Genomic DNA, 25,512 nt, shown 5'->3' with positions numbered 1-25,512 from the left:
TGCAATGTCAGTTCCGAATCTGGCTACCACTGACTTATTTTGATGGTCTTAAATTTCTTCTTTTGGAAACAAGATTGGCAGACTGTCTCTGTAGGTGTGGTACCACATCTTCCCGTGATCTAATTTTTTGTACTCGATGAGCGGTGGCAAATTAAAACCCATGTAGCCCTTCGATTGGATATGTTTATAGAAAGCATCAACCGATGGATGATTTCCGATGTTTGTTGAGCTCAATATAGCGGTGGCTTCTAACCATGGTGAAGCCTCGTAACGTTGCTCCTCCAAAGAATAGATGGTGTCATCAATGCGCCAAAATGACCCGTCAGAGATGATGAAATTTTTGAAGAACTCGACGCCGATGTCTTCCGTTAGCATGATATAGGCAGTTTTTGCGCCTCCAAATGAATGTCCAGCCAGTGTGCGTTCATTTGGATCAATATCGTATTCGGCTTCAACAATTGGGATGAGTTCTTGGGTTAAGAAAAGGTAGAAGTCATCGACGCCTGGTGGCAAATAATCAATGTTTCTGCGTCCAGGAGGACCTTCATGAATGGCGATTAGGATGACATCGAGTTCGGCATTGGCGATGAGGTTACCAAACCCCTGACCTGTCCCATTACCGTCGGAAACGTAGATGACGGGTAAAGATGTCGTGCGCTCATCATAGTTTTCTGGCAAGTAGATGTCGTAGGGATAACTAACGCCAGTGATATTGGAAAAAATATTGTCTTGTATTTTTTCCGCAGGAACATATGCGGAGCTGCTGTCTACAGAGGAGCCATCTCCCCCGCCACATGCCGATAATACAACCCCTATTGAAAGGGCGATGAACCAACGCTTCAAAACTTCCATGTTTTACCTTTGCTTTTGTATTTAAAGAACAAAAACAACTGTATAAGATTTAACCGCTCTAAAAGCCCCGCGTTATCAATAAATGAGAAGGCGAGGCGAGCTGGTTTGTAACTCTTCGAGTCAATTATCGAATGTAATGGTACGTTGCTGTTTTACTTGTCATTAATTATTGTTTTACCTGTCATTAATTAATGGTTTTCAGACCAGACCGCGAATTCATTGCCACCCGGCTCGGTGAAATGGAAACGACAACCGCCGGGAAATTCGAAGATCGGACGAATTACTTGACCTCCAAACTGCTCGACTTTAGCTAACGTAGTGTGAATATCTGAACTATAGAACACCAGTAGTGCCGCCCCATTTGTTGTTTGGCTCACTTGCTCTACTGCAAAAAAGCCACCGTCTAAACCTTGATCTGAAAAGGCGCTGTACTCTGGACCATAATCAACGAAGCCCCATCCAAAGGCTTGCTCGAAAAACTGTTTAGTCGCATTGATGTCTCGCGTGCCAAACTCAACGTAATTTAACTTTTCATGTTGGTGCATTCTGGTGTCCTTTTCATCGCTGTGCTTTTCTGTCAGTGTATTAACTCTTCCGTCGAGTTTCTCAGCCCGAGTCTAGGTTTTATTAATCAAACCGATAAAACCTCAAAAATTTCATTGGTTCTCCCTATTAAATCTATCGTTATTTCCCATTAAACAAATGTAATTGTTGAAGATATATTCTCGGTGGGCAGAAAAGAGCTTTTGAGTATCCATTGACCACTCGACTGGTCAAATGGTTAGCACGCATTGGAGAGCAACCATGCAGATGTCAAAAAGCTTTTTATTAATTACAGTTGGCTTAGCCAGCACATCTCTACAGGCGCAAACCCTGACAAGAGACAATGGTGCACCAGTTGGTGACAACCAGAATTCAATCACAGCAGGTGAAAATGGCAGCGTATTACTGCAAGACGTTCACCTGATCCAAAAATTGCAGCGTTTTGCTAGAGAGCGAATTCCTGAGCGTGTTGTGCATGCTCGTGGTACAGGTGCTCACGGTGAGTTTGTTGCATCGGGTGATTTTAGTGACTTAACGGTTTCCGCTCCTTTTACTAACAAAGGAAAGGTAACTCCTGTTTTCGTACGTTTTTCGACCGTTATTCACTCAAAAGGATCACCAGAGACACTTCGCGATCCTCGTGGTTTCGCCACTAAATTTTATACTGAACAGGGTAACTGGGATCTGGTAGGGAACAACCTGCCTGTGTTCTTCATCCGTGATTCGATTAAGTTCCCGGATATGGTGCACTCTCTCAAACCGTCTCCAGTTAACAACGTTCAGGATCCAAACCGATTCTTTGATTTCTTCAGTCATGAGCCGAGTGCGACCAACATGCTGACTTGGGTTTATAGCAACTTAGGCACGCCAGCAAGCTATCGCACGATGGATGGCTTTGGTGTGCACGCTTACAAGTGGATCAATAAGCAAGGCGATGTGAACTACGTGAAGTTCCAATGGAAGAGCCAACAAGGTATTGAAAGCCTTCGTCCTGATGAAGTAACTGCGATGCAGGGTAAGGACTTCAACCATTTAACCAATGATCTGTACAAAGAAATTGGGCGTGGTAACTATCCTAAGTGGGATCTCTACGTGAAAGTGCTGTCACCAGAAGCTCTGAGCAAACTGGATTACAACGGGTTGGATGCAACCAAAGTATGGCTGAATGTACCGGATCAAAAAGTCGGCACTATGACGTTGAATCGCCTACCAGAAAATTTCTTTTTAGACACTGAACAGTCGGCATTTGCGCCTTCGAATCTGATTCCTGGTATCGAACCATCGGAAGACCGTTTGCTACAAGGTCGTTTGTTCGCTTATGCAGATACACAGTTGTACCGTTTGGGTGTGAACTTGTTCCAACTGCCAGTAAACCGTCCGTTAGCATCAGTGAATAACCATAACCAAGATGGATTGAGCAACAACGCGAAGCAAGGCAATGGTGATGTGAACTACGAACCAAGCCGTAAACTGGCGCTGGCAGAAGACACGCAGTTTAAAGCAGTTGAAACCAAGTTGGTTGGCACTGTTCAACAAAAAGCGATCAGCAATCCTCGTAACTTCTACCAAGCGGGTGTGTTGTTCCGCAGCATGAACAAGCAAGACCAGAGTGATTTGATTGCCAACTTAGCGGGTGACCTGAACAAGGTGATGGATAAAGACGTTAAGGAAACCATGGTGAGCTATTTCTACCGCGCAGACAAAGAGTACGGTACGCGTCTGGCTGAGGCGACAGATACCAATCTCAAGCAAGTGAAAAACAAAGCGATGATGTAAGCAATAAGTTTTGACCTGCGGGAGATTTATCTGCTCTTTTCTGCCCGAAAATCAGGGCTCCCGTGGGTCATTCTCCAATTTTGTTAATGAGGGTGAGTAAATGAAAACCGTGTTTTTGCTCAGTGCCGTTCTGTTCTCTTTGAGCTTTTCGCTGAGCTTATTGGCCGCCGAAGACAAGCTGGAAGAGGAATACCAATCTCTGGTTGAACTGTTCTTCGATGCTGCGCGAATTGGTAATAACGAAGTGGTCGATACATTTGTTTCTCAAGGCTTCCCAATCGACCAACGCAATAACCAAAGTTATACCGCATTGATGGTGGCCGCATATCAAGGACATAGAGAAACCGTTCGCTTGCTGCTCGACTCCGGAGCCAACGCCTGCCTACAAGATAAGCGTGGTAACACTGCATTAATGGGGGCACTCATCAAACGTGAAATAGGCATAGCTAAAGACCTCTATCAAGCGGATTGTTCACCAGAGCTGCGCAATAAAGCTGGGCTAAATTTGAAAGAATTTGCCGAGATCTATGGTCAATCCAATGTGTTGAAATCGCTTCAACACTGATAAATAACAATAAATAGGACCCACAGTATGAATAAAACAACATGGCTTGCTGCACTAACGCTTCTCTCTTCCCCAACTTTTGCCGAGACAGTAAGCGTAGAAATGATTGACCTTGGCTCTGGGCAATCAACTGGTACCGTGATGATCAGCGACAGTGATTACGGCACCGTTTTTACACCGAAACTACAGGGTTTACCCGCTGGTACGCATGGCTTCCATTTACACGCTAACGGCTCGTGTGACAGCATTACCAAAGAAGGTAAAACCATTCTTGGCGGTGCTGCGGGTGGGCATTATGACCCAGAAAAAACAGGCAAGCATGGCTTCCCTTGGACGGACGACAATCATCTTGGCGATTTACCGGCGCTTTACGTGAATGCTCATGGAATGGCGGATCAGCCAGTATTGGCACCACGAGTGAAACTTGATGACGTAAAAGGTCGTGCTTTGATGGTTCATGCTGGTGGTGATAACCACTCTGACCATCCGGCGAAACTTGGCGGCGGCGGTGCTCGCATTGTGTGTGGTGTGATTAAGTAATCCCCTTCTTAGACGCCACAAACAAAAAACGGTCCAGATAAGCTGGACCGTTTTCTTTTTAAGCAAAAGCTGATGGGCTTAGATTTAAATCGACATATATTACGCGAAGTTCTCAACGATGATGTCATCCGCCTTGTCGACAAATATCGCACCTTTCTCTTTCATCTCTGCAATTACCGCATCGACAGTATCTGGCAAGACCGCACGGCTAGAAGCTAGGTTCACAATTACTTTGAAGTCTAAGTCGAGTGCTTGAGTGACGGATTTTTTTACGCAAAAATCGAGCGCTAAGCCGCCGACAACAACTGTATCGATGTTGTTGAACTTGAGGAACTCATTCGCACCTGTGGTTTTGGTATCAGCCACGTCGTGGAAAAAGATACCGTAAGGATGTGCGTCTGGGTCCATGCCTTTGTTCACTTGGAAATCGTACTCCAGAACAGGAGGTAGGCCGTCCAACAGTTCAACGCCCGTAGTGCCAAGCACACAATGGCGGTTCCACTTAATATCCACGTTAGGTAAGCCTACTGGTTCAAGCATATTCGCTGGCGTTTCTGCGTCCCACGCCGCTTTTGGTGGATGCAAATCACGGCTGACGAGCTTTAAGCGGCCTTTCGCGTGGTTCTTTAGTAGTTCTGGAACGATTTCTAATGCGCCAGTGACTGGCAGTTCGTCAGGGCAAAGTTCGGTGAAACCTTTCTCAGGATCCACGTCGATCACTGCTGTGGTTTGGTAATTAACTCGAACTGTCATGGCAGACTCCTTGTCTGTCTTTATGCTTGCGTTAGCCACGCAAACAGTTTTGGAAAAAGGTTACTTCGTCGCTTGCTAGGGTGTAGACCATCGCTGGTTTGCCGCCTTTACCTTTGTTAGTGGAAGCGACTTTGTTGGTTGGCTTGAGTACACCTGAATCAATCAAGCGTCGTTTGATCGTCATGCGACTGATGTCGATACCGAACTCTTGATAGGCGGCAATGATGTCAGCAACCAGAAACTCTTTATCAAGTGCGAACAATAGGACCGAGGTGTATTCGATAGAGGCGCGCAACTTCTGCCATGCCTTTTCAATCATCTTTTGGTGATCAAAAGCGAGGGTCTCTTCGCCATCAAGGATTGCTTGTAGTGGGAACCACTTTAGATGACATTCTGGAACGCCAGCGTTGTCGATTTGCTCTTTGTTGTTACGGTCAACCAAGGCGTAGTGAGTGATGTTCAGACTCCAATCTTCAGGATCGCGTTTTGGGTCGCCATCGACAAAGGCTTCACTAAAGTGACGAGGGTAGGTATGGATTTTTTCGCGGCAGATACGGCGTCGTGCTGCTTCAAAGTTCTCGTCCGCCGGGCGTCCACCTTCGTGGGTCATGTCTTTATCAAACACAAACCCGCCGGGTAGGGCCCATACACCGTGGTACGGACGTTCCGGGTTCGAACGCTTGATCAGCAACACTTCCAACCCCTTATCGGCGCAGCCAGATAGTCTGAATGGAATAATGTCGACGGTTACGATCATGATTTGGTCCTGAGAATAATTTGTAAGTAATCTAGCGCATAACAAGTAGTCAATCAATGGGTAAGTAACCGATTGTTAGAAACGTGTTCATTGTTGTCTAGCGTTCCTCTTTAAGCAAATGTGTGCTTATCTACTCAGGTTATCCACAATAACTGTCCGAATTTTGTGCGTAAAAACCTTATAAAAATGAGTGGTTAGTAACAAAAGTTGACAAACCCTAAGTGGGTGTTTATTGTTTACGCAATTAAGTTAGTAACAACAAGTTATATACCCAAGTTTGCCTTGTTGAGAACTTTCCCCCAACTTTGTCGGGAAAACAATAAGATGCGGTTTGTACCGTGCTGAGGGAATTTGGGTATAAACGAAAAAGGGCGTGTAGAAGGGCTCCGAATGACCACCAATTTATTTTCGTCTCGCATCATCCAAAGTGCGTTAGATTTTGACGTATACAAAGTGAACATGATGAGTGCTGTTGCAGCGCTTTATCCCGATGCGATGGTGTCTTATAAATTCATCGTGCGCAGTGAAGAAGACCTATCTGAATTGCTGCCAGAGGTGAAAGCTGAAGTACTTAAACTGCAAGATATTACCTTCTCTGCAGAAGAAATTGAGTACATGAAAGGTGTTGCGCCTTATCTAAGTCCTGAATTCGTTAATTCACTGCATGCGTTTCGTTTTAACCCTCAACGCGATGTTTCTTTCAATACGAAAACCATGGCTGATGGCACAAGCCAATTACGCATTACCATCAATGGTCTTTGGAAAGAAACCATTCTTTACGAAACCATCATCATGAGTATTGTGTCCGAAGTGCGTAGCCGTGCACGTTGGGCAGAGATCCCAGTCGAGCAGTTCCAATCGGTTTTAGAAGAGAAGGTTCGTCTCCTTAAAGCAGAGCTGAAACGTCGTAATATCACCAACTTTAAGTTTGCTGATATGTCGACTCGTCGTCGTTTCTCGTTCCAAGCTCAGCGATCAATGTTGCAGTATCTGAGCGAAGAGTTGCCTGACAGCCTCACTGGAACCAGTAACTACCATTTGGCGAAAGAGCTCGATCTCACGCCAATCGGTACAGTGGCACACGAATGGTTTATGGGGCACCAAGCGCTCGTGAATGTTCGTGATTCACAAAAGGTAGCACTGCAGCGTTGGCAAAAGATGTTTAATGGCGCGTTAGGCATTGCATTAACGGACACCATTGGTATTGATGCGTTCTTAAAAGACTTTGATGAAGAGCTCAGTAATGCTTATGTGGGAGTGCGTCATGATAGTGGCTGCCCTTACACATGGGGCGAAAAGATGATTATGCATTATCAATCGCTTGGCATCGATCCAATGACGAAAACCTTGGTGTTTACCGATGGTTTGAACTTCGATCAAGCGCTAGATATTTGTGAGCACTTCCAAGGTCGTGTTCAAGTGAGTTTTGGCATTGGTACGTCGCTTGCGAACGATATGGGTGATTACGTGAACGCACAAGGTGTTGCGTACAAACCTTTGTCTATCGTTATTAAAATGGTGTCATGCAACGGCTCACCTGTTGCGAAAATCAGCGATGAGCCAGAGAAAGCGATGTGCGAAGACATCTTCTTTTTAATGAATTTGAAGCGTCGTTTTGAGCAGCCGCTTGATCTCGATGAGTGTCGCGTACTGATCGATCGCCTAGAAAACGAAGGCGATAACTACCTTATTGACGCGTAGTCCGGTAAGAACGGTGTTTATCGGCGGTAAAGTTGAAATACTGAGAAAAGGGTGGTGCAGAATCATCACTCTTTTTGACTGTCGCACACTTCGTTGTACTTGATTTCACACAGTGCGCCACACTTCGTTCGATATGGGAGCCTCTTACTGCCTGTATTCGCTCGTATTCTTTTAACAATAAGCCCTTCTAAGTTGGCACTCTTTAAGTGCTTTTCACGAACCTTCTTCCAATAGTCATCAAAAGCCATACGTCACCTTATTGTTGTCGTTATTTTTATAAATATGACGCCATTCTATGCAACAGAAGTTGTTTTATATTGTCAGAAAAATCCTAAAATTCGTTAAGTAAAAGGCGAATTGTTGTAAAGCTCCCGTTTCTTGATTTTTATCTTCTATGGTTTCGACAAATTAAAATCGGTAAACCGAGAAGGCGATTTGGTTATAGTACAAACAAAGGTCAACTCGGGAATGAGCGATGAATTTGGTTGTGCATTTACAGAAAAAAGCGATTAACAAACACGGTTATGAGTGGGCAACGCGCCAAGCATGGAAGTGCGGAATAAAAGCGAACCTTGTTAAACGTGTAATTGGCATTTTTAAAGGGCAAATCGTCTGTGTAGTTGAAGGATGCCGCGCTGAATTGTCGACACCAATCAATAACCCTTTGCATGATGATGAAAAGCAAGGCCGCTACGTTTTCGTGGGTGGCATCTTCTGGGAGCCAAACAACGTCATTGCTCCAGGTTTTCCTGACTTTATGTTTATGCACTTACGCAGTCTAAGCCATCGTCATAAATATCTGACAGATGATGAGCTGTTTTTGAGTTTAGCTTAGATGGTTTGATAGATATTGATGACCAGTCTTTTTCTCAAATCGTTACTCGGTGCGGTGGCAGTACTCGTCATTGCCATGCTCTCTAAATCAAAAAGCTTCTATATTGCAGGTTTGGTGCCTTTGTTTCCGACCTTCGCATTGATTGCGCACTTTATTGTGGGCAGCGAGCGAGATATGGAGGCACTGCGCCAAACCGCACTGTTCGGTATCTACTCTCTAATACCTTATGCGGCGTATCTGATGTCTGTCTTTTACTTTAGCTACCGCTTGAGCTTGGTGGGGACACTGACAGCCGCGACGCTGGTTTGGGTCATGTTCGCATCGATTTTGCTCGCCTTTTGGACTCGATGGATGGTGGTTGCTTAAAGTTTGCTCAATCTGACTTAGTAGTTGCTGGGCGATTCATAGTCAGCATTGATGTGATCTGGCTCCGATTGACCTTTTCAAGATTACCTCCTGACATTCCGTTTATAAAACGCCGTTTTTTAACCTGCTAATGACCTCGGGCTTGTTTTTACCTGATGTGAATTCCAGTTCACGATTTACTATACCGCCAATCAAAGATAACTGTACTGGGAAGTAATCCATGAATATGAAATCTATCGCAATCGCGACGGCAGTGGTTGCTGTACTGGCAGGCTGTAAAGACAAAACGCCACCTGCACCAACTGAAGCAAACATTACGCTTGTTGAAGCGGTAACTGAAACCGTGAAGAACCCACATCAAGTGTGTAAAGATGTTGTAGTGACGCACCAAGTTGCACCTAAAGACAACAACAAGATCCTTGGCACGGTTGGCGGTGCGGCGGCGGGTGCTGCACTAGGTAACCAAATCGGTGGTGGTTCAGGCAAAGTGATTGCAACGGCGGCAGGAACCATCGCCGGTGCAATGGCGGGGCGTGAAATTCAAGACAATGTGCAGAAGGGCGATGTTGTGACTTCAACAGAGAAACAATGTCACACTGAATACACCACTTCAGAAAAAGTAGTAGGTTACGATGTCACTTATGAAGTTGCAGGTGCACCAACGACTGTGCGCATGAAGAGCAAACCTGCAGGCAAAACTTTCCCAATTCAAGATGGTAAAGTGGTTCTACCGCAATAATCGCCAACTAGATTGAATACATAAGCCCATTTGTTCATTGAACTTAAGGGCTTTTTTCGTTTTAGAAGATAGTGGTGAATACTACTTGTCTGCGAAATAGTCGACCAACGTTTTACGCCACTTTCGTGATTCACGGATTTGTAACAGCGCGCGGTTAATCTCTTCCTCATAACGGTTGTTCTCTGTGATGATGAAGCCGTAGTTCTGTTTTTCTAGTTGGTACGGCAACACTTCTAAATCCTCAAATTGCCCAGATAGTCTGCTGCTGCCAATCATGTATTTGAGCACAACATCATCCGCGACAATCGCCTCGACTTCACCTTTGTCTAAGGCAGTTAAAAGCGCCGTCATGTCTGCATAGTCTTTGTGGCGAATGCCAAAGCTAGTGAGTAACAAGGAAGAGGTGGTGGCCGTTTTGGTACCGACTTCAACATTGGCAAGATCATTGATACCTTTGATTTGTGAATAACCTTGGCTAAGGGTGAGTTTGCTAGCCAAAACTGCAGTAATACTGGCGATAAAAAGCATGCTGAAAACACCAATGAATACCGTCACAATTCGCCCAGTTAAGCTTTTAAATTCAAAGTAGTTAAACGGTCCTCGGGTAATAAACAGCAAGCCAAGAATAAAGCTTTCAACCCAGCGACCGCTTCTGTTTTTCATTGAATATAGCTTTTCGTTTTTCCCTTCTTCTAACGCATAGAAAAATGCTCCGACTAAGCCAGCTACCAATATGATGGCACCAACGATGAGCCACAAAGCCGGGTTTAAAAAGATAGATTGCAAGGTATGCAGATAGCCTTGGTTTTTTACCGCAATCGCGAGATGGGTTTCGTAGAAAGAATGAGAAAAATCAGCGAACAGTTCGCGTTCTGGAGTTATAGAAATACATGAAACACCTATATCTATTTGTTCTGTTTCTATCGCGTTGAGTAGATCGTCTAAAGGTTGGTTTTCAAAACGAAACTCGACGCTCATTTCTTTGGCAATTTGCTCCCATAATTCAATGCTGAGACCGTTCAAATCACTGTCAACAGAACCAATAACAAAAGGAGGACATGGGTAAGTCCCGACCTTAAGCGGAGAAGCGTTAGAGGAACTAGTCAGTAAAGAAAGAAGCAAAAATGTTGTAATTACAAGGAATTGAAGTGTCGTTTTCAAACCAATTTGCATGCGCAGACCCTCAAAAAAGTGGCAGCGCTGAATTGAATCAAGAGCGATTTCTTGCACAAAAAAGCCCGAGTGTTGAGAGTTTCCGAGAGGTAATGATGAATTCAATGCTGCCTTAATTTTGTTATTTACTGTTTTAACTATAGCAGGCAACGCTTCATTGAATTTCAAGTTCGATGACGTTAACAGCGAGACGAGCGTTGGGAGAGTCTGTAAGCGTATGTAAGCATCGATAGAAGAGGCTGTTTTTTTGTTTAAAATTTGTCTCTTTATTGAATGATGTTTTATTGGAGTAGTGATGAAGAAACAAACATTGACGATGATTATTTTGATTGCGTTGACAGGCTGTGGTATCGAAGGACAAAGCCATTCTTCTACTCCAGCTAATGCACCTAATTTGTTTGTATCACAATGTGGAGATCAACTGTTTCCAGATGAACCTAGTCTGTCCTTTGCAGTTAAGGGGGATGTGGCAGAATTACAAGGGGTCATTTGTAAAGGGTCACCTGCTGCATTTGAACGTATGATGAAAAAGCACCCAGAGATTAAACTACTTAAGTTTATTAGTATTGATGGCTCTGCTGATGATGATGCAAACCTAGAGCTCGCTTACCAAGTACGTGCAAGCCAATTAGATTCTTACATTGCTGCTGATGGAGAAATAGCCTCTGGTGGTACAGATTTGTTTGTAGCTGGCGTGAATAGAACGATAGAAAGTGGGGCGACGATCGGAGTGCATTCTTGGGGAGCTGGGGATGACATTGCCACAGACTTTCCTGTTGGTCACGAATATCATCAGCCATACATTGATTACTACAGAAAAATGGGATTACCCGACCCAGAAGGCTTTTACTACTTCACTATAAACGCAGCATCGGCTGACAATATCTACAATATGAATGAGCGAGAAATCACGCTGTACGGGCTAGGTAAGATCACCTCTTCTACAAGTAATTAAGGGCAACGACAATTCGGGTGTTGTGTTGATGTCTGCGCATAGAGTGAGTTTCAGAAGCGAGCATGAATATCGGATACTAAAATACAAAAGCCGAGCGATGAACGCTCGGCTTTTTAAATACTTACGCTGCAGGGGCTCGGTGATGTTGCTCTTCTGCGAGTTTGGCGGCTTGTGCTTGCTTTTGTTTGCGGCGTTCTCGTTTTGATAGCCAAATCAGAGGCACGACAATCATTACTGTACCAATTGCCATAAAAATATCTGGCACTTCACCGAACCAAATCAAACCAACGATCACGGCACCAATCAAGCCGCTGTATTCTGCGCTAGCAATTTTGTTGCTATCGATAGAGCGATAAGCCAACACGCAGGTTGCTGCATAAATCATGATGAATAAGCTTGAACCTGCTGCTACAGGGAATGAGCTCCAATCCCATGCTTCGCCCTCGATAAACACCAACAAGAGTGATACAGGCATACCGGCTAGATTCGTCATCAAAAGTGTGTGTGGTACGGATTGGTTCTTCGGTAACTTCCGAATTAGCAGGTTGTTGATCGCCAAAGTGACTGCGACAACCAATGCCGATAGCGCCGCCCAATCAATCTGATCAGGGCGAATAATCACAAGTACACCTGCAAAGCCCATCACTGCCGCTGCAATAGATTGTGCAGAAAGTTTCTCTCCAAAGAAGATGGCTGCCAGTGGCAACATGATCAAAGGTGCGGCATAAAAGATCGCATTTGCCGTAGCGAGTGGCATTGAAGAGATGGCAAACACCATAAAAATCGCACCAGTTAGCCAAACGTGGGCACGCACTGCATGCCATTTAAAGCCTTCCATTAATGGGGCTTGTTTAGTGAGTAGGTATACGGGTAATAACATCATCACAGCTGACAATTGTCGGTAAAACACAAACTGAAAAACCGGCACCTCATTACCGACGCTTTTGATCAAAGCGTCTGAGAGCACCGCAATTAGGTTACCAACAATTAATAGCAGCATGGCTGCGCCGACAGATGTGACTTTCACGTTATTCCTCTCCTCATTCTTTGCCAAAGAGTAGGTGATGTCATAGGATGAAGTGAAATGATATTTATTAGTTTAAGTATGAGATTTTTAGATAATGAAATTGCCACCTCTTAGAGCGGTTCACTGTTTCGAATCCGTTGCTCGTAATTTGAGCTTTTCCCTTGCAGCAGAGGAGCTCAACGTGACGCAAAGTGCGGTGAGTCATCAGATTCGTATATTAGAAGACTACCTTGGTGAAGCCCTGTTCATTCGTCAGGGGCGTAAGTTATCGCTCTCGGATACTGGCTTTCGTTATCTTGAAGATATCAGTCCTGCTATTAGTGCCATTGCGATGGCGAGTCAAAAAGTGCGTGAAGGCGAAAAGGGCAGTCTACGCTTGGCAATTTACAGCTCGCTGGCGGTGAAATGGTTAATCCCACGATTGGCGGACTTCAAGCGTCAGCATCCGGAAATTGATCTTACGCTCAACATGGTTGCAGGAGATCCAGAACAAACCGACAGCGTTGGTGACTGTTTTATCACAGTGCAGAAGCCTAAGCGTAATTACGTGGCTGTGCGTTTATATGATGAGACTTTGTATCCGGTATGTAGCCTCAATATCTGGAAAGAAATTCAAGACCAACCAATGCCGAATGCACTCTGGCACTATCCGATCCTTTCGACCGACTCTATCTATCGTGAGCGCGGTAAAGATTGGTCAGAGTGGTGCAAAGCCGGTGGGTTTGAGTTGCCAAAAGATATTGATATGCAGCACTTCAGTCACATGCTGCTGGCTATCGAAGCTGCTCGCTATGACCAAGGCATTACGTTTGCCAATGACTTTATGTTGAATGAACGGGATAAGGCTCAAGACTTGGTTTATATCCCCTCTCACGGCTTAGAAACTGGGGATAGCTTTTACTTTGTACATAAGAAGAATCGTGCTCGTCAGCCTGAAATCATCAAGTTGACTAACTGGCTTAAACAGCAGTGCTTATAGCGCAGATTGTGTGATTGCTTCGTGGTATTCCTTGTGATGCTAGACTTAATTTAGGCAGGTCAGTTGGGAGAGTATCATGAGCTACGCGCACATTTTGGTGGCAGTTGATTTATCAGATTCGAGTCGAGTAGTGATCGACAAAGCTATTGCGATGGCAAGAGATGCAAACAGTAAGGTGTCTTTTGTTTTTGTTGATCACGATAGGGTCGCGCTGGAATCGAAGGACGAGCAAAAGCTAATGCAAGAACTTGATGCTTTAGCTAAGCAGAGTGATTATCCAATTAGCGAGACCATGGTGGTGGTGGGGGATCTACATATTAAGTTGGCTGGTATAGCGAAGGAAAATGACATCGATTTGGTGGTGTGTGGTCACCATCATAAGTTTATGAGCCGCTTGTTCTCTTCTATTCCCAAGCTCGCCAATGCTATTGAGGCAGACTTGCTCGTCGCATATTTGGACTGAGCCCTCACTCAAGATTACAAAGTAAAAGGGAGGCTTTGCTAAGCCTCCCTTTATGATTCTAAAAGCGACTATTGCTTTTTGATCAGCGCTTTAATCACATCAATCGTGTATAGCTGACAATCGACCGCGGTTTGCGGATCGAAGTCTTGCTTGTGTTGATCTGTGTTCGAAAGTATACGGATACCAACGAAAGGCACTTGGTAAGCTTGAGCAACCAATGCCGCAGAGGAAGTCTCCATTTCTTCAACAGACGTACCGTATGTTTCATGGAACCAGTTGATACGATCCACTTCGCGGTTCCATTCGTCCGCTGAGCCAATCAAGCCTCTCACGACTTTGCCTTTTTTGTATTCTTCAGACAAAGAAAGAGCGGTTTCAACCAGTGCCGGATCCGCTTTGAATTGTTTGTGTTCAACAAACTCGCCGTTTTCACGTAGACGCATGGTTACGTCGAAGTTCTGCCACTTCATTGGGTCGATGCCTTTGCCTTTTTCGGTAAACTCAGACTTGTAAGCGCCCATGTTGAAACTCGCTTCGCCAACCACAATGTCACCGCGGTATAACTTAGGATCGTGACCACCAGATGTACCTTGGTTGATAATATACTTTGGATTGAAGTGTTCAATCGCAATAGTGGTAGAGGCTGCAGCGTTCGCCAAGCCAACTTCGGTACGAGAAACCACGACTGGATAGCCATCTATATCACCTTGCCAGAAGGTCCAAGAACCAATGGTGGTTTGTTTGGCATCATCCAATGCTTCAACTAGGGTGCTGGTTTCAATATCCATCGCACCTTGCACAAGGATTGGTTGAGTTTGAGCGAAAACAGAGAAAGAAAGTACTGCAGGAAAAAGTGCAGCGAAACGTTTAAAGATTTGCATACGACATACTTACAAATGAGAAAGATGGCGAAATCTACCAATAGCAATCGTTTGCGTCAATTGGTTGAATTGTTATTTTTCTTAATAAATGAAAATTCTTGATTGTCGTTCTAAATAACAAGAATGAAAAAATCCGAGCGGGGGGAGGCTCGGATTTGGTCTTTATCAGGACTAGATTAAATGGTTATACCGTATTAAGGCATCTTGCTCAGGTTGTAAAATGAAGCTAGTTCGCCAGTCGCTTTTTCGCCGTTCATATCCAACTTCATTAGCATGTTTTCACCAACGAAGTACTGGTTTGGACCAGACTCATCAACCAATGTAATGGTGTTGCCTGATTCATTCCAAGTGAACTTACCTTCTGATTTGATTGGGTTGCCTTCTTTGCCTTCATACAGCTCTACTAATGTATAAGTGCCGTCTTCGTTAAGGGTTAACGTTGTATCGATACCCGCGCAATCTGCACAAGGAAGTTTGCCTTTGTAAATGCCGTTCCAATCCAACGAATTTTGCGCATTGTGACCAGAATCTACAAAGGTATCTGTCGTGATCATTTGCTCTTCTTCAATCGGTGTTGCATCAACGGTGCTTTCAACTTCTGAGGCCTGAGGAATGTCAACCGCAGTTGTCTCTGCTGGTTTCTCATCCTGACAGCCTGCTAGAATAACGACCGCACCAGTGAGTGCTAATAGTGTCTTTTTCATTTTATTCCTCTCTAAATCAACAAGTTGATATACCAAAGTAATCTCGTTGCATGTATGCTAAGGTCACTTAGGTATACCGTGATAATAATAGACTTGTTTCCTAAACCTGCGTCAGAACAAAGCAAACCATTGAACGACCTCTGTAAGAAAAAATCTTTAACGTCAGTGATTTGCAAATAAAAGGGATAGGAGAAGAAAATGGAAGAATTGGTTACAGTCGTTCTTCGAGCAATTGTTCGTTCTATTATTATCGAAATTTTCCTGTGGAGATTGAGTTATTGCACCGGTTATATCGGGCTGTCGATTATCACTTTAGGCAAGCGTCCGCACAAACCAATGTCGAAAGCGATGCGAATACGCATCAGCTATTTTGGTATTTTTCTGTTGGTTGTGTTCCTTGTGTTTATGTTTTGACTTTCGTAGCGCAATTTTTAAACCGCCACCAGATAAAAAAGGCTCATCATCTGATGAGCCTTTTGCGTATTAGGATGCTTTATCCATTGCGGGTGGTGTTTTGACCTCCTTTGACGGAGACTCCTCTTCGGTATTATCAGTAAAGATTTCAGCCACGGCGCTACGTTCTAGTTCACCTTGCAGATTACCTTCGTCATCCACAACCGGCAGTGAGTAGTCACAAGACATGGTGTCTGGAAGTACTTCTTCAATTACGGAATCAGGAGAGACAACAGGCACTTCTTCGTAGATCTCTTCTGCCAGCTCTTGTGCTGCATTGGTTTTCGCAGCATCTAGCAAGCTCTCTTTGGTAACCACTCCTTGATAGCCATCATCGGTCACGTGGTACGCGTAGTCTTGTTTCACGCGTTTCATCTCAACAAGGGCTTCTTCAATGGTTGTCGCTGCAATGCGATAAGCTGGTGGCTGCATCACGGTTTCAACCGTCAGAGCGCGTGCTCGGTTTACGTCCTTCACGAAGGCCTCTACATATTCATCGGCAGGGTGGAGCAGAATCTCGTCTGGAGAACCTTGTTGTACTAATTCGCCATCTTTCAAAATAGCGATACGGTCACCCAAGCGAAGCGCTTCATCCAAATCGTGAGTGATAAAGATAATGGTCTTATGTAGCTTCTCTTGCAGTTCAATCAGCTGATCTTGCATTTCGCTACGGATCAGAGGATCGAGTGCCGAGAACGCTTCATCCATCAATAGGATCTCGGCGTCAGTCGCCAGAGCACGAGCCAAGCCTACACGTTGTTGCTGACCACCAGAAAGCTGCGCAGGGTATTGGTTCTCGTAACCTTTCAGACCAACTGTCTCCAACCATTCATTGGCTTTCGCAAGACGCGCTTCTTTTTTGATGCCTTGGATTTCCAAGCCGTAAGCTACGTTGTCAACCACAGTACGATGGGGCAAAAGACCGAAGCGTTGAAATACCATCGACATTTTATGGCGGCGAAACTCTTCTAGCTCTTTTGGTGACAGCTGCATTACGTCGACGCCTTCAACTAAGATTTGCCCCATGGTTGGGTCAATTAAACGGTTGAAGTGGCGAATCATGGTTGACTTACCAGAGCCAGATAGCCCCATAATAACGAAGATTTCGCCTTTGTTAATTTGCAGATTGATGTCTTTTAAACCAACGGTATGACCCGTATCAGCCAGAATTTGGTCTTTGCTCTGGCCTTGTTTTACTCGCTCAATCACTGTTTTTGGCTTTGGTCCGAAGATCTTATACAGCCCGCTAATTTCAATAAGTGGCTTAGTCATGTTTCAGATCTCCTAAGTGTGCTTGGGTTCGCTTCGCGTAAGCTTGCGACGCTCGGTCAAACAGAATCGCCAGTGCCACAATTGCTAGCCCGTTAAGCAGACCAAGGGTGAAATACTGGTTGGTAATTGATTTTAATACTGGCTGACCTAAGCCTTTAACGCCAATCATAGAAGCGATAACAACCATAGAAAGTGCCATCATGATGGTTTGGTTGATACCAGCCATAATGGTTGGCATTGCCAAAGGTAATTGTACGCCGACTAAGCGTTGCTTGTTACTTGCACCAAAGGCGGTGGCGGCTTCAAGAACTTCCTTATCTACGAGTCGAATGCCTAAGTTGGTTAAACGAATGACTGGTGGAATCGCGTAGATCACAACAGCAATCAAACCTGGGATCTTACCGATACCAAGGAGCATAACGACCGGAATCAGATAGACGAACGCGGGCATGGTTTGCATCACGTCGAGCAGTGGTGTCACGACGGATTGCACGCGATTGGAGCGTGCCATGGCAATACCGATAGGAATGCCGAGCGCAATGGCGAGCATGGTACACACCGTGATGATGCTGAGCGTCCGCATCGTGTCTTCCCACATGCCAAAGTACCCAATCAGGATTAATGACACGAAACACGCGACAGCCAGTTTCCACGATCGGCTTGCGGCATAAACTAACGCGGTACATACACCAAGGATGATCATCCATGGTGTAGAAATGAGGAGTTTTTCGAACCAAACGAGAAATGAGAGAAGAGGATCGAAGAATGATTCAATAAGGTCACCGTATTCGCGAGAGAAATCGCGGTAGGCACCATCTAAGGTTTTGCGGATGGCTCTGAGATCTGAGCGATCCATTTCTGGGAATTCGCTAAGCCAATTCGAGTCAGACATGTTTACTTCCTTTTCTTGCCGAGACCCAAGTGAGCCTCGGCATACAACAATTTTGGTATTCCTATACCATTTACGAAACGTCTAAGTCTTACAGTGCACTTTGCACTTTTTTAGCTACGTCTTGAGGAACCCATGCGGTCCAGATCTGTGGGTAGTTTTCTAGGAAATGGAACATGGTTTCTTCACCGTCCGCTTGGTTGTCTTCCATCCAAGCCAGCAATTGGTTCATGTCTGCATTGGTGAAACCACGTTTAGTGAAGTAGTTGTATGCAGCCGGAGAGCGTGAAGCAAACTCTTCAGTCGTAATGGTGTGAACCGGTGAAGGTGGGTACATGGTTGGTTTTGGATTTTCGCAATCAGCTTGTGTCGTACAGCTGACAAATTCTTTCTCATCAACGCCGCTACCGAAATCCACTTTCACCATATCGTACTTACCGAGAACCGCAGTTGGTGCCCAGTAGTAACCAAACCAGGCTTCTTCACGTTCGTAGGCTTTTGCTATTGAGCCAGACAGACCTGCACTTGACCCTGGGTCGATAATATCAAAGCCTGATCCGGCAAGGTCCATCGCTTTGAAAAGGTTACCGGCGCTGATTTGACAGTTCCAACCAGCTGGGCAGCTGTAAAATGCCGATTTTGCTTTGTCTTCTGGATGAGAGAACAGCTTCGCGTGTTTTTTCACACCTTCGATGGTTTTCATTTCAGGGTATTGTTTAACAAGGTAGGCAGGGATCCAGAAACCTTCTTCACCGCCATCGACGAGTGCTTTACCAGCATAGCGTAGGCGCTTTTCTTCAACACCTTTATCTAGTGCATCTTTAAGGCTGTTACTCCAAAGCTCTGGTGCCACATCGGGCTGTCCTTTTTCGATCATTGAGGTGCCAGTTGGCATGGTGTCGCCAGGGATGAGTTCGGCATCACAGCCGTAGCCGTGCTCAAGAATAAAACGGTCCACGTTGGCAATCAGTGTTGCAGAGTTCCAGTTCATATCTGCAATGGTAACCGTTCCACACTCACTTGCGTTTGCGTTGGTCGCTGCTAGCGCACCAATCGCTAGTAGTAAGGGAGTTTTGTACGTCATATTGAGTTTCCTTTCTCTAAATTGCTCACTTAGGGTAACTAATTAATCATTAGTGTTCAAACTAATGTGTTAGGTGAATTATAGCTTTGTTTATTAATGAGCGTGAAAGTGTTGGTGAATTTTTGATGAAAATAGCCACAGAAATGAAAGGTTTTTTATCGACTCATGTCAATGAATCGTATGGTGGTTTGTATGTACTGTTGCATTATTATTAGATGTCTAACGAATATTTCGCCATGAATACGATTTTTGCAAACTAAGATATTGGCATATGCTAAAAACTATAATTGGCATATGCCATAAACGAGCGTAAGGTTAAGGCGTTTTGTAGAGAGGATGTGATGGCGAGACCAAAAATAGAAAGACGCATATGTGGACGTGCAGCACACCATTGTTTTAAGCCCAATGGCGTACCGTTTTATGAGCTGGAGAAAGTCAACATATTGCCAGAAGAACTAGAGGCATTGCGATTAGCCGATCTGGAAGGATTGAGCCAGCAGCAAGCTGCCGACCAAATGGGAGTCTCTCGCCAGACCTTTGGTAATACGGTTAAAAGCGCGCGTTTTAAAGTCGCGAAAAGCCTAGTTGAGGGTCATGCACTTGTTTTTCCTGACCAGGAGTCAAACTCATGATTTACGCTATTCCGAATGACGGCGAACGCGTCGCCAATCATTTTGTTAAAGCCCCATACATTGCGATTTATTCCGACACGGAAGGGCTGTTGAAAAACCTAGCTAATATTGCTTCTATGCCACAAGCTGGCTGTAAAGCAAAATCTCAACTTATTCAATCTTTGCAAGAATATCATGTGGATGCAGTGTTGGTTCGCAACATTGGGGAACGTGCGCTTGGTAAGCTTTTGAGCAGTGGTAAACAAGTCTTTAAGCTATCGACTCGCAGCTCACTGGATGATGTAATGGGTGTGCCTCGATCGCCATTAACGGTTGCGACGCAAGGTCGCCCTTCGACCAATCACGTCAAAAAAGGTGGTTGCGGTGGCTGTGGTAGCAAAAAAGCGCCTTCGCTATTGATCAATCCTCAATCTCAATCAAAAAACACACTCATGACGTTGCGCCCAACTAAACTTAAAGCATTGGTTTCTTCTTACGTGAAAGAGGTGAAGTAATGGTTTGGTTGTTCACTTTTCTTGGGTTCTTAGCCATCATTTTGTTGATGTCACTGGGTGTGATCTTTCACAATAAACGCATTCAAGGCAGTTGCGGTGGCTTGAATAACGTCGGCGTTGACAAAGTGTGTAACTGTGAGACTACTTGCGCAGAGAATGAACGCCGCCTCTATCAGATCCAAGAGCCAAGTTCGAAAGGTCAATAGATCCTAATATTGTCTAGAAGATCAAATTTTTAATGATGAGTTTTTGCGCATTTTTTGTTCAGTTCTACGCTTAAGATTCGTCTTAATAAAGGAGAACCAAAATGGCATTTATGAAGCAGGATATCCCAAACCGTGTAACGGTGTACCATGACAATGTCGATCAGGAACAAGAACTCAAGAATGCGATGTTGCCAGAGAAGCCACGCTATTTTAACGGTTCTCCTACCTATAAAGCCGACAGTGTTGAACAGTTCCAATCCAAGCTTGAACATATTGGTATGTCGTTAGACAAATAGACCTCAACTGAATACAACAACGCCCTCAAGTTTTGAGGGCGTTTTTTGTTAGTGAGGTTAAACGTATTAAGCCTTAGCTTTGCTGCGTCGCTTCGTTGCAGACCTGTTTTTGCACAGCTGGTGGCGCTGGTTCGTAGTGGCTGAGTGTCATGTTAAAGCTACCTTCACCGCCAGTAATTGAGCGCAGACGACGAGCATAATCTTGCAGTTCGTTGACTGGAGACTTGGCTCTTAACATTGTGAAGTTTGCGTCGATAGGCTCTGTTCCTTCAATTAGCCCGCGATTACCGGATAAGTCGCCGGATACATCACCCACGTTTGCGGTTGGAATATGAAGCTCCATTTGTACAATCGGTTCGAGCACTATCGGGTCTGCATTGTTGATCGCATCTAAGAAGGCTTTCTTACCTGCGATGACAAACGCGATTTCTTTCGAGTCAACCGAGTGGTATTTACCATCGTAAACGGTCACTTCGACATCTTTGATTGGGTTGCCAGAAATCGCCCCTTCTTCCAATGCCTGAACAATGCCTTTTTCCACTGCTGGGATGAGTGCAGTAGGAATCGCGCCGCCAACCACTTTATTAATGAACTTGAAGCCCGCACCGCGTTCGAGTGGGCGTACTTTTAATTGCACCTCACCAAATTGACCCGCGCCGCCGCTTTGTTTCTTATGACGATAGTGGCCTTCTGCTGGTTTGGTTATGGTCTCAAAGTATTCGACGCTTGGCTGGCTGGTTTCCACTTCCAGTTGGTAGACTGCAGACATTTTCTCAAGCGCTACTTTGAGGTGGAATTCACCCTGACCGCTGATGATGGTTTCATTGGTGCGTGCACGATGTTCGATTCGAAGAGAAGGATCTTCGCTGGCAATTTTATTCAGTACATCCCCAAGTTTTTGCTCGTCGCCACGCTTAACGGGTTTTAGGCACAGCGAGTACATCGAATCTGGGAAGTTGAGGGTTTTGAGTTGCACGCCATCTTCTTCATGAGAGTCATGAACAATGGAATCAAATTCCAACTCATCCACTTTGGCGAGCACACAGAAATCGCCGGCAAGCGCCCTTGGGATCTCCGTTCTGTCTTTGCCTTGCAACTGGTAAAGATGACCAACTTTGAACGCTTTGTTGCTTTCACCAATATAGAGTTGGCTGCCTGCGTTGATTTCACCTTGGTAAACACGCAAATAAGCGAGTTTACCCATGTAAGGATCGACGCTGATCTTGTACACATGCGCCACGCTGCGCTCAAGTGCTTCACAGTTTACTTTGACCTTCTTGCCGTTTTTCTCCAACAGCGGTGGGTTGCCTTCATTTGGCATCGGCATGATTTCCGCAAGAGTTCTCAGCAGCAGTTCTACCCCCGCGCCTGTTTCGGACGACACAAAGCAGATGGGAATTACGTGTCCGGTTCTCAATGCTTCTTCAAACGGATCATGCAGCTGTTCTGCTGTCAGTTCTGAGCCTTGTTCGAGATACAGTTCCATCAGCTCTTCATCGACTTCAATCACTTGGTCTATCAAGGTTTCATGCGCTTCTTCGACTTTAGCGAGCAAAGTGTCGCGTTCGATCTCTGGTTCGAAATAGCAATCCACCACCGATTGAGCATCGGCTGAAGGTAAGTTGATTGGTAAGCAATTATCACCAAAGTGTTCGATGATATTTTCCATCACGGCTTCAAGTTGGTTGCCGTGATTGTCGAGCTTGTTGATGATGATCATCTGGCACTTTTGCTGCTCTTTAGCAAAGGCGAACAAGCGGTCAGAAGTTTGGTTGATGGGCATTTGTGGGTCGATGATCAACGCGGAAGTTTCAACGGCAGGGAACACGCTGAGTGTGCGTCCGAGTAATTCACTTTGTCCGGGGGTGTCGATGATATTGAGGCGGTGTTTGTTCCAACTGAGGGCGACTGGTGTGGCTTCGATACTGTGTTGATATTGGATGGATTGTTGGTCGAAATCGGTCACCGTATCGCCTTTTTCCACACACCCTAAATGGCTAGTGGCTTGGCAGGTGTAGAGCAGTTTTTCTATCAGTGTGGTTTTGCCGGTACCCGTTTGACCGACAAAGGCGACGTTGCGGATCTTATTGATAGGCATAGAGCCTCCTTGCAAATGACGTGCGAAACCGAGTGAGCCGTTATCGGCAAATCAACGGTTCCAAAGCAAACCTGATATCAGGTACGAACTGCATTGGAGTAGGGCGGGTTTACCGCCTGTTCGTCTTCCATGTCATTTTTCGGATGACTCTATACATACAACCACCACCTTGCTGAAAAAGCGCATTAGAGGTTACTACCGTGTTAGCATGCCGTAATAACCTCGTAATTTATGTGACTTATTTCATGCTGATGGTGATTGTTTTTTAATCTAGGTCATGAAATCGGTGATGGGGTTATCATCGCTTCTTTACAGAACGATTTCTCCTTCTCGATATACCAAAGCGGGCTCAATATCCTGACCCAGTAAAATCGGACCATCTAAATCAACCACTTTCGATTGGACCGCGATGGGTAGCGCTGCACGCATCGCCAATGAAGTGCCTAACATGCAACCGGACATCAAGGTAAAACCAAGGTGTTTCGCTTCTTCTGCAAGCAATAAGGCTTCGGTAAGACCACCCGTCTTGTCGAGTTTGATGTTGACCATTTCGTATTTGCCTACCAATTCATGCAATTGTTGGCGTGTATGGCAACTTTCATCGGCACAAAGTGGAATTGGGTGCGAAATGTCTTTTAGCTTGTCATCGTCATTCGAGGGTAAAGGCTGCTCAATCATCGCAATATTCAGTGGCGTTAACGCGGCAAACGTGGCGTCTAAATCCAGCTCTTGCCATGCTTCGTTTGCATCCAGCACGATCATCGCGTCGCCTGCCGCCTCACGAACAGCGCGAACGCGTTCAATCACTTGTTCGCCATCGAGCTTCACTTTAAGTAGTTTTGCGCCTTGTTCGATGTAGCTGCGGGTCTGGTTTGCCATTGCCTCTGGCGTGTTAATCGACACGGTCATCGCAGTGACAATCGATGTCGGCAATTCAAATAGATCTTGGGCATGTTGCTTGCCTGCGAGTTTGGCTTGTAAGTTCCACATCGCGCAGTCGAGCGCATTACGTGCCGCCCCGGCAGGGAGAAGAGTTTGTAGTTTTTCTCTGAGGGAGACTATGTTCGCGTCACCTTTGGCAAACAAACTTTGCAGTTCTTGAGCGGCTTGAGAAATGGCTTTGATTACCGATTCCACCGACTCGCCGTAACGAGGGTAAGGCGTACATTCACCTTGGGCACTGATGCCACTTTGTTCTACGGTTACGCGCACCACGTGACATTCGGTTCGGCTGCCACGGGATATACGAAAAGGCGTCGCCATCGCAATGGTGACGGGCTCTACATGGATTTTCATCGCATCTACAATCCTTAAATCGCAATAATCTGTTGAGCAATTTGCTCTACGCCAAAACGCACAGGATCGGTTACGGACACTTGGTATTTCTCCGTCCATTCTTGGCAAAGCTGTGCGGCATCACCTTCACTGATTGCAGAGGTATTCAAGCAGATTCCAACAAGTTGTGTGTCAGGGTTTGTTAAACGTGCTGCTTGTAAATTTGCCTCGATGGTTTGTTCAATCGTTGGCAATTTCGCATGGGGAAGGTTGCGAATGTGTGGGCGACCGATCTCGTGACACAATACCAACGCGTCCGCTTGTGCGCCGTGAAGCAAGCCTAAACTCACGCCCGCAAAAGAAGGATTGAACAACGAGCCTTGTCCTTCAATGATGTCCCATTCATGGTCTGTGAACTCAGGGCTGATGGCTTCCACCGCACCAGAGATAAAGTCCGCGACAACAGCATCAATCGAAATACCACTGCCCGCGACTAAGATGCCCGTTTGACCTGTGGCTTTGAACTCAGCGTTACAACCAGATTGCTGTAAAGCTTTCTCAATCGCGAGGGCAGAGAACATCTTGCCAACCGAGCAGTCGGTGCCAACTGTTAGTAAGCGTTTCCCCGAGCGCGCTTTACCATTACCCACTTTGAGCGAGGCATCGTAATGGCGTACATCGTGTAACTTGGTTAAGCCACGTTGTTGTAAGTCATCTAAAGGAGCGAATTCAGAAAGACGTTGGTGCATACCTGAGGCGATTTCAAACCCCATTTCCGCCGCTTCTAGTAACGTCGCTTGCCATGATTCAGGAATAACACCACCAGGGTTTGCTGTGCCGATGACGAGCGTTTTTGCGCCTTGCTGCTGAGCCTGTTGCAGCGTCATATCGGTTAAACCTAATGAAACGGTTTCTGACGTAAGACGAAGCTGCCCTAAGCAAATCTCTGGGCGCCATTGATGGATACCGCGCGCAGTTTTTGCGGCTAATGGATCGGTGACGTCACCAAGAAAAAGTAAGTAAGGTTGAGCAATTTGCATGATGGTTCCCTCTGTCATTCTGTATGTTTTTAAACAGTACGTTTTCAAACAAGACGTTTTTAACCAATACGTTCAAGTAATGGCGTTTTCAAACAATGTAGCCAGTTTGAAGAGGGAAGCCGAATGCCTATTTGTTGTGCGTCTATTACTTGAGGTTATAGGGT

General features: G+C 45.4%; 30 protein-coding genes. 15 read left to right on the top strand and 15 right to left on the bottom strand.

Going from position 1 to position 25,512, the window contains the following annotated elements:
* Positions 1–48 precede the first annotated feature (48 nt).
* Both MHO32_RS07705 and MHO32_RS07700 read right to left on the bottom strand, forming a co-directional pair.
* Complete coding sequence (locus MHO32_RS07705; RefSeq protein WP_038899332.1) at positions 49–852, bottom strand: alpha/beta hydrolase; 804 nt, start codon at positions 850–852, stop codon at positions 49–51.
* Positions 853–1,040: 188 nt separating this feature from the next.
* The gene (locus tag MHO32_RS07700; RefSeq protein WP_239211057.1) at positions 1,041–1,397 is read right to left on the bottom strand and encodes a VOC family protein; all 357 of its coding nucleotides are present in this window, start codon (positions 1,395–1,397) and stop codon (positions 1,041–1,043) included.
* 259 nt (positions 1,398–1,656) lie between these two features.
* Here MHO32_RS07700 and MHO32_RS07695 point away from each other — a divergent pair, with 259 nt between their 5' ends.
* The 3 genes from MHO32_RS07695 (at position 1,657) to sodC (ending at position 4,276) form a co-directional block, all read left to right on the top strand.
* Positions 1,657–3,171: a catalase gene (locus MHO32_RS07695; RefSeq protein ID WP_009697912.1), complete on the top strand. Its 1,515-nt coding sequence runs from the start codon at positions 1,657–1,659 to the stop codon at positions 3,169–3,171.
* A gap of 100 nt (positions 3,172–3,271) precedes the next feature.
* Positions 3,272–3,736, top strand: coding sequence for an ankyrin repeat domain-containing protein (locus tag MHO32_RS07690; RefSeq protein WP_009697911.1), 465 nt, complete (start codon positions 3,272–3,274; stop codon positions 3,734–3,736).
* Positions 3,737–3,763: 27 nt separating this feature from the next.
* Positions 3,764–4,276 (top strand): superoxide dismutase family protein, encoded by a 513-nt coding sequence (gene sodC / locus MHO32_RS07685; protein WP_017818482.1) that lies wholly within the window; start codon positions 3,764–3,766, stop codon positions 4,274–4,276.
* A gap of 99 nt (positions 4,277–4,375) precedes the next feature.
* On the opposite strand, the gene MHO32_RS07680 is transcribed toward sodC, so the two are convergent.
* Together MHO32_RS07680 and MHO32_RS07675 are read right to left on the bottom strand one after the other, a co-directional pair.
* Positions 4,376–5,029: a nicotinamidase gene (locus tag MHO32_RS07680; protein ID WP_239211050.1), complete on the bottom strand. Its 654-nt coding sequence runs from the start codon at positions 5,027–5,029 to the stop codon at positions 4,376–4,378.
* Between the two features lie 31 nt (positions 5,030–5,060).
* Complete coding sequence (locus MHO32_RS07675; protein WP_009697909.1) at positions 5,061–5,786, bottom strand: NUDIX domain-containing protein; 726 nt, start codon at positions 5,784–5,786, stop codon at positions 5,061–5,063.
* Between the two features lie 390 nt (positions 5,787–6,176).
* Between MHO32_RS07675 and pncB the strand changes: the two genes are divergently transcribed.
* Positions 6,177–7,487, top strand: a complete 1,311-nt coding sequence (gene pncB, locus MHO32_RS07670) for a nicotinate phosphoribosyltransferase (protein ID WP_029788255.1) — start codon at positions 6,177–6,179, stop codon at positions 7,485–7,487.
* Positions 7,488–7,552: 65 nt separating this feature from the next.
* Here the strand turns inward: pncB and MHO32_RS25825 are convergent, their stop codons facing one another.
* Entirely contained in the window at positions 7,553–7,735 is a 183-nt protein-coding gene (locus MHO32_RS25825) for a hypothetical protein (protein ID WP_005452974.1), read from the bottom strand.
* Between the two features lie 227 nt (positions 7,736–7,962).
* Here MHO32_RS25825 and MHO32_RS07665 point away from each other — a divergent pair, with 227 nt between their 5' ends.
* The 3 genes from MHO32_RS07665 to MHO32_RS07655 all read left to right on the top strand — a co-directional run bounded on the left by MHO32_RS07665 (position 7,963) and on the right by MHO32_RS07655 (position 9,427).
* Positions 7,963–8,322 (top strand): hypothetical protein, encoded by a 360-nt coding sequence (locus MHO32_RS07665; RefSeq protein WP_005452972.1) that lies wholly within the window; start codon positions 7,963–7,965, stop codon positions 8,320–8,322.
* Between the two features lie 18 nt (positions 8,323–8,340).
* Complete coding sequence (locus tag MHO32_RS07660) at positions 8,341–8,688, top strand: GlpM family protein (RefSeq protein ID WP_009699273.1); 348 nt, start codon at positions 8,341–8,343, stop codon at positions 8,686–8,688.
* Between the two features lie 220 nt (positions 8,689–8,908).
* Positions 8,909–9,427 carry a glycine zipper 2TM domain-containing protein gene (locus MHO32_RS07655; protein WP_005452967.1) on the top strand — a complete coding sequence of 173 codons (519 nt, stop codon included), beginning with the start codon at positions 8,909–8,911 and terminating at the stop codon, positions 9,425–9,427.
* An 81-nt stretch (positions 9,428–9,508) separates the two neighbouring features.
* Here MHO32_RS07655 and MHO32_RS07650 read toward each other — a convergent pair whose 3' ends face one another.
* Positions 9,509–10,600: a transporter substrate-binding domain-containing protein gene (locus MHO32_RS07650; RefSeq protein ID WP_038899365.1), complete on the bottom strand. Its 1,092-nt coding sequence runs from the start codon at positions 10,598–10,600 to the stop codon at positions 9,509–9,511.
* 295 nt (positions 10,601–10,895) lie between these two features.
* Here MHO32_RS07650 and MHO32_RS07645 point away from each other — a divergent pair, with 295 nt between their 5' ends.
* A complete protein-coding gene (locus tag MHO32_RS07645) occupies positions 10,896–11,555 on the top strand; it encodes an alpha/beta hydrolase (RefSeq protein ID WP_038899336.1) in 660 nt (219 codons plus the stop codon).
* A 121-nt stretch (positions 11,556–11,676) separates the two neighbouring features.
* Here MHO32_RS07645 and MHO32_RS07640 read toward each other — a convergent pair whose 3' ends face one another.
* On the bottom strand, positions 11,677–12,582 hold the full coding sequence (locus tag MHO32_RS07640) for a DMT family transporter (RefSeq protein ID WP_009697902.1): 906 nt from the start codon (positions 12,580–12,582) through the stop codon (positions 11,677–11,679).
* A gap of 94 nt (positions 12,583–12,676) precedes the next feature.
* On the opposite strand from MHO32_RS07640, the gene MHO32_RS07635 reads away from it, so the two are divergent.
* A complete protein-coding gene (locus tag MHO32_RS07635; protein ID WP_009697901.1) occupies positions 12,677–13,561 on the top strand; it encodes a LysR substrate-binding domain-containing protein in 885 nt (294 codons plus the stop codon).
* A 76-nt stretch (positions 13,562–13,637) separates the two neighbouring features.
* Positions 13,638–14,024: a universal stress protein gene (locus MHO32_RS07630; RefSeq protein WP_005452953.1), complete on the top strand. Its 387-nt coding sequence runs from the start codon at positions 13,638–13,640 to the stop codon at positions 14,022–14,024.
* A 68-nt stretch (positions 14,025–14,092) separates the two neighbouring features.
* Here the strand turns inward: MHO32_RS07630 and MHO32_RS07625 are convergent, their stop codons facing one another.
* Positions 14,093–14,905: a 5'-methylthioadenosine/S-adenosylhomocysteine nucleosidase gene (locus MHO32_RS07625; RefSeq protein ID WP_154202893.1), complete on the bottom strand. Its 813-nt coding sequence runs from the start codon at positions 14,903–14,905 to the stop codon at positions 14,093–14,095.
* A 194-nt stretch (positions 14,906–15,099) separates the two neighbouring features.
* Positions 15,100–15,609 carry a copper resistance protein NlpE gene (locus tag MHO32_RS07620; RefSeq protein ID WP_009697899.1) on the bottom strand — a complete coding sequence of 170 codons (510 nt, stop codon included), beginning with the start codon at positions 15,607–15,609 and terminating at the stop codon, positions 15,100–15,102.
* 198 nt (positions 15,610–15,807) lie between these two features.
* Between MHO32_RS07620 and MHO32_RS07615 the strand changes: the two genes are divergently transcribed.
* Positions 15,808–16,023, top strand: coding sequence for a hypothetical protein (locus MHO32_RS07615; RefSeq protein WP_005452947.1), 216 nt, complete (start codon positions 15,808–15,810; stop codon positions 16,021–16,023).
* A 69-nt stretch (positions 16,024–16,092) separates the two neighbouring features.
* On the opposite strand, the gene MHO32_RS07610 is transcribed toward MHO32_RS07615, so the two are convergent.
* The 3 genes from MHO32_RS07610 to MHO32_RS07600 all read right to left on the bottom strand — a co-directional run bounded on the left by MHO32_RS07610 (position 16,093) and on the right by MHO32_RS07600 (position 19,307).
* Positions 16,093–17,334: a quaternary amine ABC transporter ATP-binding protein gene (locus MHO32_RS07610; RefSeq protein ID WP_009697898.1), complete on the bottom strand. Its 1,242-nt coding sequence runs from the start codon at positions 17,332–17,334 to the stop codon at positions 16,093–16,095.
* Positions 17,327–18,226 carry an ABC transporter permease gene (locus MHO32_RS07605; protein WP_005429511.1) on the bottom strand — a complete coding sequence of 300 codons (900 nt, stop codon included), beginning with the start codon at positions 18,224–18,226 and terminating at the stop codon, positions 17,327–17,329. Before MHO32_RS07605 ends, MHO32_RS07610 begins: the two co-directional genes overlap by 8 nt.
* A gap of 88 nt (positions 18,227–18,314) precedes the next feature.
* On the bottom strand, positions 18,315–19,307 hold the full coding sequence (locus tag MHO32_RS07600) for an ABC transporter substrate-binding protein (RefSeq protein WP_085319590.1): 993 nt from the start codon (positions 19,305–19,307) through the stop codon (positions 18,315–18,317).
* A 341-nt stretch (positions 19,308–19,648) separates the two neighbouring features.
* Between MHO32_RS07600 and MHO32_RS07595 the strand changes: the two genes are divergently transcribed.
* From MHO32_RS07595 to MHO32_RS07580, 4 genes are all read left to right on the top strand, one after another.
* Entirely contained in the window at positions 19,649–19,939 is a 291-nt protein-coding gene (locus tag MHO32_RS07595; RefSeq protein WP_005452940.1) for a DUF134 domain-containing protein, read from the top strand.
* Positions 19,936–20,433, top strand: coding sequence for a NifB/NifX family molybdenum-iron cluster-binding protein (locus MHO32_RS07590; RefSeq protein ID WP_005452938.1), 498 nt, complete (start codon positions 19,936–19,938; stop codon positions 20,431–20,433). The genes MHO32_RS07595 and MHO32_RS07590 overlap by 4 nt, the downstream gene beginning before the upstream one ends.
* Positions 20,433–20,639 (top strand): (Na+)-NQR maturation NqrM, encoded by a 207-nt coding sequence (nqrM, locus tag MHO32_RS07585; RefSeq protein ID WP_005452936.1) that lies wholly within the window; start codon positions 20,433–20,435, stop codon positions 20,637–20,639. Before MHO32_RS07590 ends, nqrM begins: the two co-directional genes overlap by 1 nt.
* Before the next feature lie 101 nt (positions 20,640–20,740).
* Positions 20,741–20,935: a hypothetical protein gene (locus MHO32_RS07580; RefSeq protein ID WP_009697894.1), complete on the top strand. Its 195-nt coding sequence runs from the start codon at positions 20,741–20,743 to the stop codon at positions 20,933–20,935.
* 73 nt (positions 20,936–21,008) lie between these two features.
* Here the strand turns inward: MHO32_RS07580 and fusA are convergent, their stop codons facing one another.
* From fusA to dgcN, 3 genes are all read right to left on the bottom strand, one after another.
* Positions 21,009–23,033 carry an elongation factor G gene (gene fusA / locus MHO32_RS07575; RefSeq protein WP_239211049.1) on the bottom strand — a complete coding sequence of 675 codons (2,025 nt, stop codon included), beginning with the start codon at positions 23,031–23,033 and terminating at the stop codon, positions 21,009–21,011.
* 309 nt (positions 23,034–23,342) lie between these two features.
* A complete protein-coding gene (gene dgcA / locus MHO32_RS07570; RefSeq protein ID WP_239211048.1) occupies positions 23,343–24,329 on the bottom strand; it encodes an N-acetyl-D-Glu racemase DgcA in 987 nt (328 codons plus the stop codon).
* A gap of 14 nt (positions 24,330–24,343) precedes the next feature.
* Positions 24,344–25,348 (bottom strand): N-acetyltransferase DgcN, encoded by a 1,005-nt coding sequence (gene dgcN / locus MHO32_RS07565; protein ID WP_050924937.1) that lies wholly within the window; start codon positions 25,346–25,348, stop codon positions 24,344–24,346.
* Between the last annotated feature and the right edge of the window lie 164 nt (positions 25,349–25,512).

Origin of the sequence: Vibrio sp. MMH1-50 (assembly GCF_022347645.1) — a bacterium.
In the GTDB taxonomy this organism is placed as follows: Bacteria; Pseudomonadota; Gammaproteobacteria; order Enterobacterales; family Vibrionaceae; genus Vibrio; species Vibrio harveyi.
This window is presented reverse-complemented; position numbering and strand designations above follow the sequence as displayed.